This window comes from Erythrobacter sp. SD-21, from assembly GCF_000181515.1.
In the GTDB taxonomy this organism is placed as follows: Bacteria; Pseudomonadota; Alphaproteobacteria; order Sphingomonadales; family Sphingomonadaceae; genus Qipengyuania.
In genome coordinates this window covers 77,838-94,563 of record NZ_ABCG01000002.1, presented here as the reverse complement: position 1 = coordinate 94,563, position 16,726 = coordinate 77,838, and the positions used below count along the sequence as shown (strand labels likewise).

15 protein-coding genes and 2 pseudogenes are annotated in these 16,726 nt (G+C 65.2%); 13 read left to right on the top strand and 4 right to left on the bottom strand.

Features of this window, described 5'->3' with window-relative positions:
- Positions 1 to 213: 213 nt before the first annotated feature.
- From ED21_RS03815 to ED21_RS03800, 4 genes are all read left to right on the top strand, one after another.
- Positions 214 to 960, top strand: a complete 747-nt coding sequence (locus ED21_RS03815) for a YebC/PmpR family DNA-binding transcriptional regulator (protein WP_006832516.1) — start codon at positions 214 to 216, stop codon at positions 958 to 960.
- Between the two features lie 122 nt (positions 961 to 1,082).
- Positions 1,083 to 1,565, top strand: coding sequence for a crossover junction endodeoxyribonuclease RuvC (ruvC, locus tag ED21_RS03810; RefSeq protein ID WP_006832514.1), 483 nt, complete (start codon positions 1,083 to 1,085; stop codon positions 1,563 to 1,565).
- A gap of 119 nt (positions 1,566 to 1,684) precedes the next feature.
- Entirely contained in the window at positions 1,685 to 2,032 is a 348-nt protein-coding gene (locus ED21_RS03805; protein WP_006832513.1) for an ArsC family reductase, read from the top strand.
- Positions 2,026 to 3,069, top strand: a complete 1,044-nt coding sequence (locus tag ED21_RS03800; RefSeq protein WP_006832512.1) for a glycerophosphodiester phosphodiesterase family protein — start codon at positions 2,026 to 2,028, stop codon at positions 3,067 to 3,069. The genes ED21_RS03805 and ED21_RS03800 overlap by 7 nt, the downstream gene beginning before the upstream one ends.
- Here ED21_RS03800 and ubiG read toward each other — a convergent pair.
- The gene (gene ubiG / locus ED21_RS03795) at positions 3,050 to 3,808 is read right to left on the bottom strand and encodes a bifunctional 2-polyprenyl-6-hydroxyphenol methylase/3-demethylubiquinol 3-O-methyltransferase UbiG (protein WP_006832511.1); all 759 of its coding nucleotides are present in this window, start codon (positions 3,806 to 3,808) and stop codon (positions 3,050 to 3,052) included. The genes ED21_RS03800 and ubiG overlap by 20 nt on opposite strands.
- 68 nt (positions 3,809 to 3,876) lie before the next feature.
- Here ubiG and ED21_RS03790 point away from each other — a divergent pair, with 68 nt between their 5' ends.
- Positions 3,877 to 5,142 carry an aspartate kinase gene (locus tag ED21_RS03790; RefSeq protein WP_006832510.1) on the top strand — a complete coding sequence of 422 codons (1,266 nt, stop codon included), beginning with the start codon at positions 3,877 to 3,879 and terminating at the stop codon, positions 5,140 to 5,142.
- Here ED21_RS03790 and ED21_RS03785 read toward each other — a convergent pair.
- The gene (locus ED21_RS03785) at positions 5,139 to 5,675 is read right to left on the bottom strand and encodes a DUF2306 domain-containing protein (protein ID WP_034921385.1); all 537 of its coding nucleotides are present in this window, start codon (positions 5,673 to 5,675) and stop codon (positions 5,139 to 5,141) included. The two genes, ED21_RS03790 and ED21_RS03785, sit on opposite strands and share 4 nt — an antisense overlap.
- A gap of 158 nt (positions 5,676 to 5,833) precedes the next feature.
- Here ED21_RS03785 and ED21_RS03780 point away from each other — a divergent pair, with 158 nt between their 5' ends.
- Together ED21_RS03780 and purT are read left to right on the top strand one after the other, a co-directional pair.
- Complete coding sequence (locus ED21_RS03780; RefSeq protein WP_006832508.1) at positions 5,834 to 6,619, top strand: LytTR family DNA-binding domain-containing protein; 786 nt, start codon at positions 5,834 to 5,836, stop codon at positions 6,617 to 6,619.
- Between the two features lie 10 nt (positions 6,620 to 6,629).
- Entirely contained in the window at positions 6,630 to 7,793 is a 1,164-nt protein-coding gene (gene purT, locus ED21_RS03775) for a formate-dependent phosphoribosylglycinamide formyltransferase (RefSeq protein WP_034921529.1), read from the top strand.
- Here the strand turns inward: purT and ED21_RS03770 are convergent.
- Positions 7,790 to 9,604, bottom strand: coding sequence for an SLC13 family permease (locus tag ED21_RS03770; RefSeq protein ID WP_006832506.1), 1,815 nt, complete (start codon positions 9,602 to 9,604; stop codon positions 7,790 to 7,792). The two genes, purT and ED21_RS03770, sit on opposite strands and share 4 nt — an antisense overlap.
- 137 nt (positions 9,605 to 9,741) lie before the next feature.
- Here ED21_RS03770 and ED21_RS03765 point away from each other — a divergent pair.
- From ED21_RS03765 to purU, 3 genes and pseudogenes are all read left to right on the top strand, one after another.
- Positions 9,742 to 10,729: pseudogene (locus tag ED21_RS03765) on the top strand (NAD(P)H-dependent flavin oxidoreductase).
- 1 nt (position 10,730) lies between these two features.
- Positions 10,731 to 11,057 (top strand): hypothetical protein, encoded by a 327-nt coding sequence (locus tag ED21_RS03760; protein ID WP_006832504.1) that lies wholly within the window; start codon positions 10,731 to 10,733, stop codon positions 11,055 to 11,057.
- Positions 11,058 to 11,124: 67 nt separating this feature from the next.
- A pseudogene (gene purU / locus ED21_RS03755) lies at positions 11,125 to 11,978 on the top strand (formyltetrahydrofolate deformylase).
- Here purU and ED21_RS03750 read toward each other — a convergent pair.
- Positions 11,979 to 14,156, bottom strand: a complete 2,178-nt coding sequence (locus ED21_RS03750) for a PQQ-dependent dehydrogenase, methanol/ethanol family (protein ID WP_050784709.1) — start codon at positions 14,154 to 14,156, stop codon at positions 11,979 to 11,981.
- Positions 14,157 to 14,274: 118 nt separating this feature from the next.
- Here ED21_RS03750 and ED21_RS03745 point away from each other — a divergent pair, with 118 nt between their 5' ends.
- From ED21_RS03745 to ED21_RS03735, 3 genes are all read left to right on the top strand, one after another.
- Complete coding sequence (locus ED21_RS03745) at positions 14,275 to 15,141, top strand: dienelactone hydrolase family protein (protein ID WP_006832500.1); 867 nt, start codon at positions 14,275 to 14,277, stop codon at positions 15,139 to 15,141.
- A 101-nt stretch (positions 15,142 to 15,242) separates the two neighbouring features.
- A complete protein-coding gene (locus ED21_RS03740; RefSeq protein WP_006832499.1) occupies positions 15,243 to 16,277 on the top strand; it encodes an SPFH domain-containing protein in 1,035 nt (344 codons plus the stop codon).
- Entirely contained in the window at positions 16,277 to 16,720 is a 444-nt protein-coding gene (locus ED21_RS03735) for an NfeD family protein (RefSeq protein ID WP_006832498.1), read from the top strand. The genes ED21_RS03740 and ED21_RS03735 overlap by 1 nt, the downstream gene beginning before the upstream one ends.
- Positions 16,721 to 16,726: the final 6 nt, after the last annotated feature.

Here is a 16,726-nt window from a genome sequence, read left to right as displayed (position 1 = left end):
CCTGTTACACGAAAAGTCGGGTATTGTCGCCGCGTGCCATTTCCCCAAGGCATTCTGCCAGCGAATGATCACGGGTCTAAGCCCTTGGCCATGAACACGCTTTGAATGCGCGGATTCACATATGATGCACAGCCGCCGAGGCTTGTGCGGGCAGGGGCGAAGCGGCTAAGGGCAGCAGCAATCCATTTCACCAGACAAGCGGCAAAAGAGACCATGGCAGGCCATTCCAAGTTCAAAAACATCATGCACCGCAAGGGTGCGCAGGACAAGAAGCGTTCCAACCTCTTCTCCAAATTGAGCCGCGAAATCACCGTGGCGGCGAAGATGGGCATGCCCGATCCGGACATGAACCCGCGCCTGCGCCTTGCCGTCAACGCGGCGAAGAGCCAGTCGATGCCTAAGGACAACATCCAGCGCGCGATCGACAAGGCCTCCGCCTCGGATGCCGAGAATTACGAGGAAGTGCGTTACGAAGGTTACGGCCCCGGCGGCAGCGCGATCATCGTCGAAGCGCTTACCGACAACCGCAACCGCACCGCCACCGCCGTGCGCACCGCCTTCAGCAAGAACGGCGGCAACCTTGGCACCGAAGGCAGCGTGCAGCACGGTTTCGAACGTCTCGGCCTGATCGAATATCCGGCAAGCGCAGGCGACGAGGACAAGGTCCTCGAAGCCGCGATGGAGGCGGGCGCGGAAGACATCGAAAGCAGCGAGGACGGTCACACGATCTGGACCGCGGCCGACGATCTCCACCAGGTCGCGGGCGATCTGGAAAAGGCGCTGGGCGAGGCGGAAAACGTCAAGCTCGCGTGGAAGCCCAACCTCACCGTCGACATGGACGAGAAGGGCGCCGGCACGCTGATCAAGCTGATCGACGCGCTGGAAGACGATGACGACGTCCAGACCGTCTGGGGCAATTACGAAATCTCCGACGAGGTCATGGACAAGGTCAGCGCCTGAGGCGTGACAGGCGTTGAAGCTACGCGAATGGGCTCTGGCAATCGTGCTCGGCGGCGCGTTCCTGCTGGCCATCGCGTGGCGGCTCGGCTGGCTGGTCGGGCTCGGATGAGCGGCGTCGCCCGATGATCATCCTCGGTCTCGACCCCTCGCTCAGCTGCACCGGCTGGGGCGTGATCCGGGCCGAGGGTTCGCGCATCGCGCATATCGCCAACGGGCAGGTGCCGACCGACGCCAAGGCGCCGATGGCGCGCCGCCTGTCGCATTTACAAACCGCTTTGGAAGCCGTGATTGCCGAGCACCGGCCCGACAGAGCGGCGGCCGAAGAAGTCTTCGTCAACAAGAACCCGCAGTCGACTCTCAAGCTGGCGCAGGCGCGCGGCGCGGTTCTGGCAGCGTGCGGCGCGGCGGGGCTGGACGTGAACGAACACGCGGCACGGCTGGTGAAGAAGGCCGTGGTCGGCACGGGTGGGGCGGACAAGACCCAAGTCCAGGCCATGCTCAAGGTGCTGCTGCCGGGCGTGAAAATCGCCGGGGCCGACGCCGCCGATGCATTGGCCGTGGCCATCGCCGACGCGCACCTTTCCTACGCGCCGCGCCCGCGTTAGTCAGGTAGCCGAACCGCTGGCAAATCGCTCGAATGGGCCGGTTGCAGGCGAGTTTTCAGGTCCGAAGCCTTTTCGCTCAGGACCGTGTTCCATCTGTTCCACCCTGTAGGAAGGGAAGCATGACCATCCACCTCTACGGCATCCCCAATTGCGACACCGTCAAGAAGGCGAGGAAGTGGCTCGAGGCGCAGGCCATCGACTACACGTTCCACGACTACAAGAAGGAGGGCGCCGATGCCGAGCGGCTGGCGAACTGGGCCGATGAAGCCGGGTGGGAAGTCCTGCTCAACAAGCGCGGGACGACCTTCCGCAAACTGTCCGATGCCGAAAAGACGGTTATCGACCAAGCCAAGGCAATCGCGTTGATGGTGGAGCATCCCAGCATGATCAAGCGCCCTGTTGTGGAGTACGCTGGCGGTATCCACGTCGGGTTCGACGAAGCGGCCTGGAAAAGCGCGTTATGCTGATCCGGCTGCTTGCCGCCCTAGCCCTGCTTGTCACGCCGCCGCTGGCTGCGCAGGAGCGTGCAACGGATGGCGGCATGCTGGTCATCGCCCATCGCGGCGCGAGCGGGGAGCGGCCCGAGCATACGCTGGTCGCTTACGAACGCGCAATCGACCAGGGGGCGGACTATGTCGAGCCCGACCTGGTGGTCACGAAGGACCTCGTGCTGGTGGCACGGCACGAGAACGAGCTTTCCGATACGACCGATGTGGCTTTCCATGAGGAGTTTGCCGATCGCCGGCGGTCAAAGACGATCGACGGGCGGTTGGTCAGCGGCTGGTTCGCCGAGGACTTCACCCTCGCCGAACTGCGCACCCTGCGCGCGAAAGAGCGCCTGCCCGGCCTGCGCCCCTCCAACGCCCGCTTCGACGGGCTCTACGCCATCCCGACCTTTGCCGAGATCGTGCAGCTGGTGCGCGCCAAGCAGGCAGAGACGGGTCGGAGCATCGGCCTTTATCCTGAACTCAAGCATCCGACCTTTCTGCTGCAGGAAGCGGGCATCGACAGCGTCGACCTGCTTGTCACCGCGCTGCGCGAGGCGGATCTCGACGACGCCGAAGACGCTGTTTTCGTGCAAAGCTTCGAGGTCGCTCCGCTCAAGCGGCTCGACCGGCTGGTCGATGTGCGGCTCGTCCTGCTTGCCGCGACCGAGGGCGGTCCGGCGGACGAGCCGGGGCTGCGCTATGAGGACATGCTTGCCCCAAGCGGTCTTGCCGAAGTGGCGGGCTATGCCGATGCGATCGGCGCGGACCTGCGCTTGCTGCTGGCGGCGGACGGCGGTTCGACCGGCGTGATCGAGGCAGCAAAAGCGGCCGGCTTGCAGGTCCATGGCTGGACCCTGCGCAAGGAGAACGCCTACTTGCCGCCCGCCTTCCGCACCGACGGCGGCGAAGCGGCGACCGGCAATCTGGCGTCGCTGGTGCTGGTGGCAAAAGCTGCGGGGCTCGACGGTATCTTCACCGACGATCCGGCAATCGCGGTCAACGCGCTCGCGCAGTGACGATGTAGTTGAGCGAGAGATCGCCTGAAAGATGCAGCCCCTTCATCAGCGAGAAGGCGATACCCTTGGGCTCTCCCATCGAAAGTCCCGCTGCCTCGAGAAGCTCGCCCAGTTCCTCGGGCGTGATGAAGTCGTCCCAGTGGTGCGTGCCCTTTGGGATCAGCCCGAAGCCCTCGGCCGCCCCGATCATCAGCGCGCGGCTGCGGACGGTGCGGTTGGGGGTGGAAAGGACCATCAGGCCACCGGGCGCAAGCCGCGCGGCAAGTTCGCTCGCGAAAGCCTGCTTGTCGGCGACATGCTCGATCACCTCCATCGCGGTGACGAGGTCGAATGTGCCGATGTCCTGCGCGGCCAGTTCGCCCGCCATGTAGCGGATGTCGAGGCCGGAGCGCTCCGCGTGGATCGCGGCGGCGGCGGTGTTCTCGGGCGCGGCATCCACGCCGGTCACATCGGCACCAAGCCGAGCCAGCGGTTCGCACAGGAGCCCCGCGCCGCAACCGACATCGAGCGCGGTCTTCCCTGCGAGCGGCTTCGCATCGCGCACATCGCCCGCCCAGTGCAGGTCGATCGCATCGCGCAGGAAGGAAAGGCGCACCGGGTTGAGCTTGTGCAGCATGGCGCTGGAGCCCTTCGGGTCCCACCAGTCGGCCGCCAGCCTGCCGAAATGCGCGGCCTCGTCTGGCCGGATCGTTTGGCCGGTGTAAGTATTGCTTTGACGGCTCGTGGTTGCATCGCTCATTGCGCGTGGCTAGCAGCCTAGCCTCAGGCATTCCAGCACGGAGACTTCCCCGCTTGGCCCGTATCGTGATGAAATTCGGCGGCACCTCCATGGCGGGGACCGAACGCATTCGCCGCGTCGCCAATATCGTGCGCAAGCAGACGGCAGGCGGCAACGAGGTCGCGGTCGTCGTCAGCGCGATGGCGGGCGAGACCGACCGGCTGGTCAATTTCTGCCGCGAGGCGAACGCGCTCTACGACCCCGCCGAATACGATGTCGTTGTGGCGAGCGGCGAGCAGGTCACCTCGGGCCTTCTTGCGCTGACCCTGCAATCGCTGGGCGCGAAAGCGCGCAGTTGGCTCGGCTGGCAACTTCCGGTCCGCACGATCGAAGCGCACGCCAAGGCGCGCGTCGACAGCATCGATGGCGAAGCGCTGGGAAAGTCGATGGCAGAGGGCGAGATCGCCGTCATCCCCGGCTTTCAGGGCGTGTCGGACGAGGGGCGCATCACGACCATGGGCCGCGGCGGTTCGGACACCTCGGCCGTGGCTGTGGCCGCGGCGGTGGGTGCCGACCGCTGCGACATCTACACCGACGTCGACGGCGTCTACACGACCGACCCGCGGATCGTCGCCAAGGCGCGCAAGCTGAAGGCGGTGACCTATGAGGAAATGCTCGAGCTGGCGAGCGTGGGGGCCAAGGTGCTGCAGACCCGCAGCGTCGGCCTCGCCATGAAGGAGGGCGTGCGCGTGCAGGTCCTCTCCAGCTTCGTGGGCGACGACGCTGTCCCCGCAGACGAGCTTCCGGGCACGATGATCGTGTCGGAAGAGGAAATGAACGAATTGGTGGAGAAGGGCCTCGTGGAACGCCAGCACGTAACCGGCATCGCGCATGACAAGAACGAAGCGAAGGTGATCCTGACCCGCGTGCCCGACAAGCCGGGCGCGGTGGCGCATATCTTCGAGCCGCTCGCCAAGGCCAGCATCAATGTCGACATGATCATCCAGAACGTCGGCCGCGACAAGGGCGAGACCGACGTGACCTTCACCGTGCCGCAGGCCGACCTCGCCCGCGCGCAGGCACTGCTCGAGGACAAGCGCGACGACATCGGCTACAACCGCCTCATCACCGACAGCAAGATCGCCAAGATCAGTGTCGTGGGTGTCGGCATGAAAAGCCACGCGGGCGTCGCGGCGACCATGTTCCAGGCGCTGGCCGACCGCGGGATCAACATCCAGGCCATCACGACGTCCGAAATTAAGGTCAGCGTGATGATCGACGAGGACGAGACCGAACTCGCGGTGCGCGTGCTGCACACGGCTTACGGACTAGATGCGGCGGACGAGGCGGCTTAACCGAAGACCAGCTGGTTCATCAGCCGTCCCGGGATTGCGAAGGCGATAAGGCCCGGGACCAGCAGAGCAGCTATATAGGTGATGACGAGGTGCTTCTTGTGCCCCGCAATGTCGCCGCGGCGCGCCGTCGCGACGGTTTTCCATGCAGCGTGAAAGGTCGCGGGGATCAGCAGGTGGATCGGGCTGTACCCGCCGCCCGAAGTGATGAGGATGGCCGAAGTCGCCGTTGACAGCATCAGCACCAGCCACAGCTTGCCTAGCTGCTTGTGCCGCCGGGTGCCCTTGCGGGCGAGCAGCAAATAGCCTCCCAGCGGGATGGCGGGCAGCACGCTCGCGACATGGATCCAGACCGGCAGCTTGTCGTAGTGGCGGAGGTCGGGCACCAGGCCAAAGGCTGCGCGCGACAGTGCAATCAGCGCGAAGAAGCTCAGGGTGAAGCAGGCGACGCTCAGGAATATGCGAACCGGAGGCGAGAGGTCGAAGCCATGGCTGGTTATGGCGCTCGGGCGGGTCTGGATGGCAAGGGTGGTCATGAAAACGGTCTCCACTTGGAACTGGTGAGACCCGTTCTGCCGCCCTGCCGTTCGCGCGCAACGCGCGCTTCGCTGGCGGGCTGATTATTTCGCCAAAAGCACGAAAATCCGGCCTTTTGCCACTTTACGAAGCGCGAATGGGGAGGCAAACCGGCCGCATGATGACAGGGGACGCAGGCCGGAAACGTACGCTCGCGCGCAAGCTCGCGGTGGACCTTTCGGTGATGACCGTCCTCGGCGTGCTGATGGCCATCGTCGGCCCCTTCGGCAGCTTCGAACAACCGCTTGCCACGCGTCTCGCCGTGTGGCTGGGCCTAGCCTACACAGGGTATGCGGTCTACGCGCCGCTCGGCGTGCTGGTCGACAGGTTCCATCGCCTGCTGGACCTGCCACGCGCCGGCCTGTGGATTGCTGGCGTGCTAGTGGCGACCGTGCCCATGGCGACGATCGTGTGGTCGCTGAACGGGCTGTACGGCCCCCTTTCCGCACCAAGCGCGGAAACAGCGCTGGCGCATTATCTCAACGTCCTGGTGGTCGGTGCCGCCGTAACCGTCCTGTTCCACGTTCTCGACCGGAGGCCTCCGACTGATAGTCGCGAAAGCGCGACGGAGGACGAGGTTGAACCCGAACCCGTCGCCCGCTTTATCGAGCGCCTCCCTCCCGCGCTTGGAACTGACTTGCTCGCGCTGGAAATGGAAGACCATTATGTCCGCGCGCACACGGCGCTCGGATCGGAGCTGGTGCTGCTGCGCCTGCGCGATGCGGTAGAGGAACTGGAGGCAGTCGAGGGGCTTCAGGTGCATCGCAGCTGGTGGGTGGCGCGCGGCGCGGTCGATGACATACGGCGCGAAGGGCGCAATGTCCGGCTGGTGCTGGCGAATGGCCTGGAGGCGCCGGTCAGCCGGGCAAACGTACAAACGCTCAAGGATGCGGGCTGGTTATAGGGAAAAGATGATGGGCTTCACTGCGAAAATCCTGCTGCTGGGTTCGGGCGAACTGGGGCGCGAATTCGTGATCTCTGCCAAGCGGCTGGGCGCTTATGTCGTGGCCTGCGACAGCTACGACCACGCGCCGGCGATGCAGCTGGCGGATGCGCGCGAGGTCTTCTCGATGCTCGATGGCGAGCGGCTGCGCGAAGCGGTCGAGGCGCACCGGCCCGATTACATCGTCCCCGAAATCGAGGCGATCCGTACCTCGGTGCTGGCCGAGCTGGAGGAAGAAGGCTTCACCGTCGTACCTTCGGCCCGCGCGGCGCAGCTCACCATGAACCGCGATGCGATCCGCGACCTTGCGGCGAACGAGCTGGGGCTAGTGACGTCGAAATACCGCTACGCCAAGAACCTCGACGAGGTGCGCGCGGCGGCCGAGCACACCGGCTTTCCCTGCGTTATCAAGCCGGTCATGTCGTCAAGCGGCAAGGGCCAGAGCACGGTGCGCGAGGAAGCGAAGCTGGAAGAGGCGTGGGACTATGCCTGCGCCAACATGCGCGGCGACCGCCAGCGCGTCATCGTCGAACAGTTCGTCGATTTCGATTACGAGATCACGCTGCTGACCGTGCGCCACAATGGCAGCGTCACTTTCTGCCCGCCTATCGGCCACCGGCAGGAACGCGGCGATTATCAGGAAAGCTGGCAGCCGACCGCGATGACCGACACGGCTATCGCCAAGGCGCAGGACATGGCGCGCAAGGTTGTCGACGACCTTGGCGGATACGGCCTGTTCGGGGTCGAATTCTTCGTGAAGGGCGAAGAGGTGATCTTCTCTGAACTTTCGCCGCGACCGCACGACACCGGCATGGTCACGCTGGTGAGCCAGAACCTGACCGAATTCGACCTGCACGCTCGCGCGGTGCTCGGCCTTCCCGTTCCCGCCGAGTTGCGCGCCCGTCCCTCAGCCAGCGCGGTCATCCTCGCCGAGCGGGACAGCGCGGAGCTTTCCTATGAAGGCCTCGCCGAGGCGCTGGCCGAACCGGGCACGGACTTGCGTATCTTCGCCAAGCCGACGAGCCGCCCCTATCGCCGCATGGGCGTGGCGCTGGCGACGGCGGGCGACACCGACGAAGCGCGCCGCAAGGCCCGCGACGCCGCGCACAAGGTCCGGATCGGCTACGGCGACTAGCCGAAGAAGCTGTCGATGGCGACGCAGGTCGCGAGACCCACCACGATGTTCATCGGCAAACCGATTTTCAGGAAGTCGGCGAAACGGTAATTGGCCGAGCCATAGACCAGCGTGTTGGTCTGGTAGCCGATCGGCGTGGCGAAGCTCGCGCTGGCACCGAACATCACCGCCACCACCAACTCGCGCGGGTCGGCGCCGGTCACCTGCGCCAGCCCGATCGCGATCGGCGTGAGGATTACGGCGACCGCGTTGTTGGTTACGCTCTCGGTCAGGATGCTGGCCAGCGCGTAGACCGCCAGCAGCATCAGCAGCGGGGATGCGTCGGCGAACGCGGGCCGCGCCCAGTCGACCAGCAGTTCGACCGTGCCGGCGTTATCGAGCCCGACACCGAAAGCCAGCATGCCGAAGATCAGCACCAGCGTGTTACCGTCGATGGCGCTCCACGCTTCCTCCGGCTCAAGGCAGCGGGTCAGCAGCACGAAGCCTGCGCCGACCAGCGCCAGCGCCTGGATCGGGAGGTTGAAGACCGCCGCGAGCACGACCACGCCCACCAGCGCACCGATTGCCAAAGGCGCCCGGCGGCGGCGGAAGGCCTTGGTGGGTGCTTGGCTGACCGTTCCCAGACCGGCGTTGGAATTGAGCGCCTGTGCGGCATCGGTTCCGGCCGCAATCAGCAACCGGTCGCCTGCGCGGACCCGCACTTCGGCAAGTTCGGGCCCGGCGATATGGCGGGGGCGGGAAAGGCCGAGCACGCGCACCTTCAGCTTGGACAGCATGGGTATTTCCGCAAGGCGCCGTCCGATCACGGGGTGCGAGGAGGAGATGACAGCCTCCACCAGCGCAAGGTCGCGCGGCCTTCCCGGTCCCGCCGTCTCCACCCCGCCGCCAACCCCGGTGAGGCCGGTGCGAAAGTCGAAGGCCTCGGCTAGGGACGCGAGCTCGGCGGGGCTGGCGCTGACCACCAATTGGTCGCCGGCGGCAAGTTCGTGCTTGTGAATGTCGCTGCGTGCGATGGTGCCGCCGCGTTTGACGCCCATGATGCGCACACCCGGCCTGCGAGAAAGCGCGATATTGCCGATCGCCTGGCCCACCAAGGGGCTCGTCTGCATCACGACGAGGTGGGAGAGGTAGACATCGCTCTCGGTTTCTTCCTCGTCCAGCGCGCGGGGAGGCCGTTCGGGTAGCAGCCGCGGACCGAGCAGCGCGAGATAGAGAAGGCCGGCCGCTGCAGCCGCAAGTCCCACTCCGGTGATCTCGAACATCCCGAAAGGCGCAAGGCCCTTTTCCTGCGCCACGCCGTCCACCAGCAGGTTGGTCGATGTGCCGATCAGCGTCAGCGTGCCGCCGAGAATGGTGAGGTAAGAAAGCGGGATCAGCAGTTTCGTCGCCGCAATGCCCAGCGCCTTGGACAAGCGCTTCACGATGGGGATCATCACCAGCACGACTGGCGTGTTGTTCATGAAAGCCGAGGCCGCCATGGTCCCGATTCCGATTTCGGCAACCGCGAGCCGCGGCTTGCGCCGGGTGCGCCGGATGATCCAGCCCGAGATCTCCTCGAGCGTGCCGGTCCGCAAAAGCGCGCCCGACAGCACGAACATGGCGGCGATGGTGATCGGCGCGCTGTTGGAAAAGACGCCAAGCAGTTCGTCGGTCGAAAGGAAACCGAGCAGGTACATGGCGAGCCCGCCCACTGCGGCCAGGACCACCGGTGGCAAGCGCTCGTGCATGAAGCCGACGAACAGGCTGATGAGCAGAGCCAACCCGATTTGCGGGTGAAAGGCGGCAAGCGAATCGGGCAGCAAAGCTGGCATTTCCCGCCGACAGCTATCTGAAATCGCTGGCTTGCATAGCGATTTCGCGCAGCGCCGGGATCGGTCCTGCTTGCCGTAGCGGCAGGCTGGCCCTAAGCGCCGTACGCATGACCACCTAGCCCAAGACCGACCGCCTGATGCAGCGCGGCGCAGACTTCCTCGGCTCGCAATACACGCGATCCTGTGCGGTGCGATGAGCTGGGTGTCCGAGCGAAACCTCGTTTCCGCCATTTGCAACGTCGGCGGCTTCGGAGTGATCGCCTGCGGGGCTTTGACGCCCGAGCTTCTCGAAACGGAGGTTGCCGAGACGCAAAAGCTGACTAACAAGCCCTTCGGCGTGAATCTGATCACCATGCACCCGCAGCTGTTCGACCTGATCGCGGTTTGCGACAAGGCTGCGTCAGCCACGTGGTGCTCGCCGGCGGCATCCCGCCCACGGGTAGCGTGGAAGCCATCAAGGGCGGCGAGAATCCGGCCAAGGTCATCTATTTCGCGCCCACGCTGGCGCTCGCCAAGAAGCTGCTGCGCTCGGGCGCCGACGCGCTGGTGATCGAGGGTATGGAAGCGGGCGGGCATATCGGCCCGGTCTCAACCAGCGTTCTGGCGCAGGAAATGCTGCCCGAACTCTCCGAGAATCACCTGATCTTCGTGGCGGGCGGTATGGGACACGGCAACGCAATCGCAGGCTATCTCGAAATGAGCCCGGCGAGCGTCCAGCTCGGCACGCGCTTTGCCTGCGCCGCCGAGAGTATCGCGCATGAAAATTTCAAGAAGGCCTTCTTCCGCGCCAACGCGCGCGATGCGATTGCCAGCGTGCAGGTCGACCCGCGCCTGCCGGTAATCCCGGTCCGCGCGCTCAAGAACAACGGCACCGAGGAATTTACCCGGAAACAGATCGAGGTTACGGGCGTTCTGGACCGCGAGGAAATCGCCATGGAAGAAGCACAGCTCCAGATCGAACAGTACTGGGCCGGCGCCTTGCGCCGCGCCGTGATCGATGGCGATGTCGAGAACGGCAGGCTGATGGCCGGCCAGTCGGTCGGCATGCTCAAGGCGGAAGAGCCGGTGGCGGACATCATGCAAAAGCTGATGGTCCAGAGCGAGGAAGCGCTCACGCGCCGGTGACGTGGACATTCGGCGTCTCGACCTCGATGTCGCGATCTATCGCGACCGGGTGCAGGTGACGCACCGCAGCAGCGACAGTTTCGTCGACCAGCGCGCCGAATTCCCCTTTTCGTCCGAAGACGCGCTGGTCGCGCACCCGCGCCATCTCGAGGATACGCTGGTGCGGGCCATCCGCCAGGTCGTGCGCGGCGGCGGGTTCTCGCTGCGCGAACCGATCGTCCATGTAGTCGGCTGCGAAGGAAAGCTGTCGGTGTCCGACCGCCGCCTGATCGACGCGGCCCTGCGCGAAACCGGGATGCACGAAGTCATTTTCGAGGTTGAGGGCTAAGGGGACCTTCCAAGTGTTCGATCCGCCGAAGGCTTGTGGCGCGGCCGGTTGCAGTACAGGTAGGGCCATGTCCGAGCACCTGATCCTCACCATGTCCTGCCCCGACCAGCCGGGGCTCACCGCCAATGTGACGGGCCGGCTGTTCAAGGCGGGCGGCAACATCCTCGAGGCGCAGCAATTCAACGACCGGGCGAGCGACCGCTTCTTCATGCGGGTAGAATTCGATCCGGGAGACACGCGGTGGAAGCGATCTATCGCGGCTTTTCTAAGCTTGCGAAGACCTTCGACATGAAAGGCAAGATCGCCCAGCGCGACCGACCGCGCAAGGTGCTGATCATGGTGTCGAAGTTCGACCACTGCCTCGCCGACCTCATCTATCGCTGGCGGATCGGCGAAATGCCGATGGAGCCGGTCGCAATCGTCTGCAACCATCCGCGCGAGGCGATTACCCACACGCTGCTGGCCGACCTGCCTTTCCATCATCTTCCCGTGACGCGCGAGACGAAGCCGGAGCAGGAGGCGAAGCTGCGCGAGCTGATGGAGGAGACGGGCGCTGAAATCGTAGTCTTGGTCCGTTACATGCAGGTCCTGTCCGATGAGCAGGCCGAGTTTCTCGCCGGACGGTGCATCAACATCCACCACTCTTTCCTGCCCGGCTTCAAGGGCGCCAAGCCCTATCACGAGGCCTACGAACGCGGGGTGAAGATGATCGGCGCAAGCCCGCATTACGTCACCACCGATCTCGACGAAGGCCCTATCATCGATCAGGCGGTCGAGCCGATCAGCCATGCGGACAGCCCGGACGAACTGGTCCGCAAGGGACGCGAGATCGAAAGCCGCGTGCTGGCCGAAGCCGTGCGCCTTCACCTCGAGGAGCGCGTGCTCCTCAACGGCCAGCGCACAGTCGTCTTCCGCAGCTGATTAGCGCTGCAAGAGACGCGTCTTGGCGCGCTCCGCCTCCATCGCCTTGTCCTCGTTGGCGCGCTTGATGACATAGGCGCGGATCGCCTCGACTTCCTCTTCGGAAAGCGACTGCGAGAAGCCCGCCATGCCGTTGTCCTTCAGCGCGCCGCCATGGACTATCTGCAGCCATGCCGCCGGATTTTCCAGCGCGCCCGAGCGGCGCAAATCGGGCAGTTCGGTCGATCCGACCGCGCCGGGCGCGTGGCAGACTGCGCAATAGCGCGCGTATTTCTGCCGTCCCAGTTCGACGGTCGCCGCGCTGGCGTGCAGCGGCGGCGGGTCGAGCGGGGCAAGGGCGAAATCGGGCTCGGCTGGCAGCCCCGCCGAGCCTCCAAGCTTGAAGACGAGCAGGCGGCTGATGTTGCGCACCGGGCGCATGTTGTCGATCAGCTCACCGTCGACAGAAAGCGCGAAGGCGCCGCCCCACCCGGCCAGAACGGCAACATATTGCTCGCCATCGACGGTGTAGGTCACGGGCGGGGCGACGATGCCGGTCTGGGCAGGGAAGCTCCACAGCTTGCTGCCGTTGGTCGCGTCGTAGGCGCTGAACTCGCTGCCCGAATTGCCTTGGAAAACGAGGCCGCCGCCGGTGGCCAGAAGCCCCCCGTTCCACGGCCCGGGATGTTCGACCTCCCAGCGTGGCTCTTGCGCGACCGGATCCCATGCGACGAGCTTGCCCTTGATCGTGCCCTGTACCTCGCGGCGGATGCCAAGATCGGGCGGCAGGTCGCCCGCGCCAAGGTCGAAGCCGACGTTGAACCCGCGCGCACGGTCGGGCTTCCAGTTCGCTTCGGGCGCATAGAGCATCGCGGCTTCGAAGGCGGGAATGTAGACGAGGTTTTCGCCCGGATGGTACGCCATCGGGTGCCAATTATGGCCGCCGAGCGGGCCGGGCATGACCAGCGCGGCGCTCCCGGTCACGTCGATCCGCGTTTCCGGGTTCATCTGCGGGCGCCCGTCTTCGCTCATGCCGGTCGACCAGTTGAGCGGGATGTAGGGCTTGGCGGAAAGGAACTCGCCCGTCGCGCGGTCGAGCACGTAGAAATAGCCGTTCTTGGGCGCCTGCATCAGCACCTGCCTTGTCCGCCCGTCGATCTCCATGTCGGCGAGGATGATGTGCTGCGTGGCGGTGTAGTCCCAGGTTTCGCCCGGCGTGGTCTGGTAATGCCAGACATATTCGCCTGTGTCGGGGCGGATGGCCACGATGCTGGAAAGGTAGAGGTTGTCGCCTTCGCCTGTGCCGTTGGCTCCCGGGCTGCGGTAGGCGCGGTTCCATGGCGAACCATTGCCCACCCCGAAATAGAGGAGGTCGAGTTCGGGATCGTAGGCCATCGAATCCCAGACCGTGCCGCCACCGCCGATGCCGCTTTCGGACGTCAGGACATCGCCGCTCCAGGTCTCGGCCGCTGTCTTGAGGTATTCGGGCGCGTCCTCGCCCTCGTCGCCCGGCACGGTGTAGAAGCGCCAGAGCTCGTCGCCGCTGGCCGCGTCATAGGCGGCGATATAGCCGCGCACGCCGAACTCGGCCCCGCCGTTGCCGATTAGCACCTTGCCGTCGATCACGCGCGGCGCGCCGGTGATGGTGTAGCTTTTCGACTGGTCGACGGTGACCTTCTCCCATTCGACCGCGCCTGTGTCCCGGTCGAGCGCGACTAGGCGCCCGTCGAGCGTGCCGAGGAAGAGCGTATCGCCCCATGCGGCAAGGCCGCGGTTCACCACGTCGCAGCAGGCTTTCACGCCCGTTTCGCCGGGCACCTGCGGATCGTAGCTCCACAGCGCCTCGCCCGTGGCCGCGTCGAAGGCAAAGACCTTGCTCCAAGCGCTCGTGACATAGAGCTTGCCGTCCATCACCAGCGGCGTCGCCTCCTGCCCGCGCGCGGTGTCCATGTCGGCAAACCATGTCAGGCCGAGGCGGGAAACGGTCTCGCGGTTCACCTGGTCGAGCGGAGAAAAGCGTTGCTCGGAATAGGTCCGCCCGTGGCTGATCCAGTTGGCGCTGTCCTGGTCGGCGTTGACCAGCCGCATGGCATCGATGCCGCCTTCGGGCATCTCCTCACCCGTGCTCCCACACGCGGCGAGCAGCAATGTTGCGGCAAGTGCCACAGCCCTTATCGATCCGGTCCCCCGAAAACCCATGCCTCTCTCCCTCGCATGTCCCACCGGACTGGGTTGCAGTCTGCAACGCCTTCGCCCCCTTGTCCATCCACGCGAGCTTGCTAGGGGTAGGGGCGGACGGGCGAGTGGAGAGAATTGCATGTGCGATCAAACGCATCTCGAACGATGGGCACGCCAGACGCTGAGCCGCCGGACCTTCGGCGCGGGCGCCTTGGCCGGAGCCGCTGCTGCCTGTGCCCCCGTCGAAATGGGCGAACCCGATCCGGCAGGCACGACCATCGCCGGGCAAAACGTCAGCTTCTCGACCTTCTCCGGCACGATGGATGGCGAATTCTTTCATCCCGAGAGCGGTAAGCACCCTGCGGTTATTTTCTGGCCCGATATTGCCGGCATTCGCGATTCCAAACGCCAGATGGCCCGAAGGCTTGCCGCTTCGGGATACGCCGTCTTGCTGATGAACCCATATTACCGCGACGTTTCGGGCGAGCAATTCGCCGATTTCGCGACCTTCGCTGCCAAAAGCGGCTTCCAGAAAGTCCGCCCCTGGCGCGAAAAGCTGGATGCGGATGCTATCGGCGCCGATGCCAAGTCCGCAGCCGCCTGGCTCGCGACGCAAGGCGCGGTCGACCAAAGCGCGCGGATCGGCACGCAGGGCTATTGCATGGGCGGCCCGTTCACGATCTGGAGCGCGGCGGCGGAAGACCGCATCGGCGCAGCCTGCAGCTTCCACGGCGGAGGCCTCGTGCGCGACGGCGAACACAGCCCGCATCGCATGCTGCAGGATGACGTGCATTACCTCATCGCCATCGCGCAGGATGACGACGCCGAAGCGCCACAGGCCAAGATCGAACTGCGCGAAGCCGCCGCCGATGTCGGCGCGTCGGCAAAAATAGAAGTCTACGCCGGTGACCACGGCTGGTGCGTCCCCGACAGTCCCGCCTATGACCGCGAGGCAGCGGAGAAGGCTTGGACGCGTTTGCTCGCGACCTATTCCGAAGCGCTGTAAAAAAATCGGACCCGCGATAGAAAAAGCACACCGGTTTTGCTTCCCCGTTAACACATCCCGCGCTAGCATTTGCCTGACGGGATTGTTTTCGGGGGTTAGCAATGGATATGCTCGGGTTTCTGGTCGCCATCGTCGGTCTGGCGGTGGTGTTTCTTGCGATGGGTGTGCGCGTGGTCAAACAGGGCTACGTCTACACGATCGAGCGCCTGGGCAAGTTCACCCTCGCGGCCGAGCCTGGCCTGCATGTGATTATTCCCTTCATCGACCGTGTCGGGCAGAAGGTGAACATGATGGAGCAGGTGCTCGACATTCCAGGCCAGGAAATCATCACAGCCGACAACGCCATGGTCGGCACCGATGCGGTCGTTTTCTTCCAGGTGCTGGACGCAGGCAAGGCCGCTTACGAGGTGTCGAACCTCTATAACGCGATCATGGCGCTCACCACGACCAACCTCAGGACGGTCATGGGCTCTATGGACCTCGACGAAACGTTGTCAAAGCGTGACGAGATAAACGCGCGCCTGCTCTCGGTCGTCGACCACGCGACCTCGCCGTGGGGCGTCAAGATCACCCGCGTCGAGATCAAGGACATCCGTCCGCCGATGGATATCTCCGAAGCCATGGCGCGCCAGATGAAGGCCGAGCGCCTGAAGCGCGCCGAGATCCTCGAGGCCGAGGGCGACCGTGCATCGAAGATCCTGCGCGCCGAAGGTGAAAAGCAGTCGGCCATCCTCGAGGCGGAAGGCCGCCGCGAATCCGCCTTCCGTGATGCCGAGGCCCGCGAACGCGAGGCCGAAGCCGAAGCCAAGGCGACCCAAGTGGTGAACGAAGCCATCGCCGGTTCGGGCGGGCAGGCGCTCAACTACTTCGTGGCGCAGGAATACACCAAGGCGGTGGGCAAATTCGCCACCAGCCCCAACGCCAAGACGATCCTTTTCCCGGTCGAAGCGACGCAGCTCATCGGTTCGCTCGGCGGTATCAGCGAACTGGTCAAGGGTATTGCCGACGACAGTTCGGACGGCGGTACGCCTCCGCGGGGGCCGCAGCCGCCGCGCTCGCCCAACCCCGCGCCGCGTCCGCAGCCGCGCAGCGCCACGCCCAGCGTACCGCGTAGCGGCGGCATGGGAGGCCAGTGATGGAGTGGTGGAACTCGCTCGACCCTTTCTGGGTGTGGCTGGCACTCGGCCTGTTCCTGGCGGGTGCCGAAATCCTCGTGCCCGGGTTCTTCCTGATGTGGCTGGCTGGCGCAGCGCTGCTGACCGGCATCGTCGCCTTCCTTATGCCCGGGGCCATCCCCCTGCAGGTGACGGTGTTCGCGATCCTCTCGATCGTCGCGGTCTTCATCGGTCGCAACTACTTCCGCAGCAACCCCATCCTCGAAGCCGACCCGAAGATGAACCGGCGCGGCATGCGGCTGGCTGGCGAGATCGCCACCGTCGTCTCGCCCATCAACGGCGGAACGGGCCGGGTGAAGCATGGCGACAGCGAATGGCTCGCCAAGGGCTGCGAAGCGGCGGTGGGCGACCGCGTGCGGATCAGCGGCAGCGACGGGGCCGTACTGATCGTCGAACCACTCTAGCGAGCA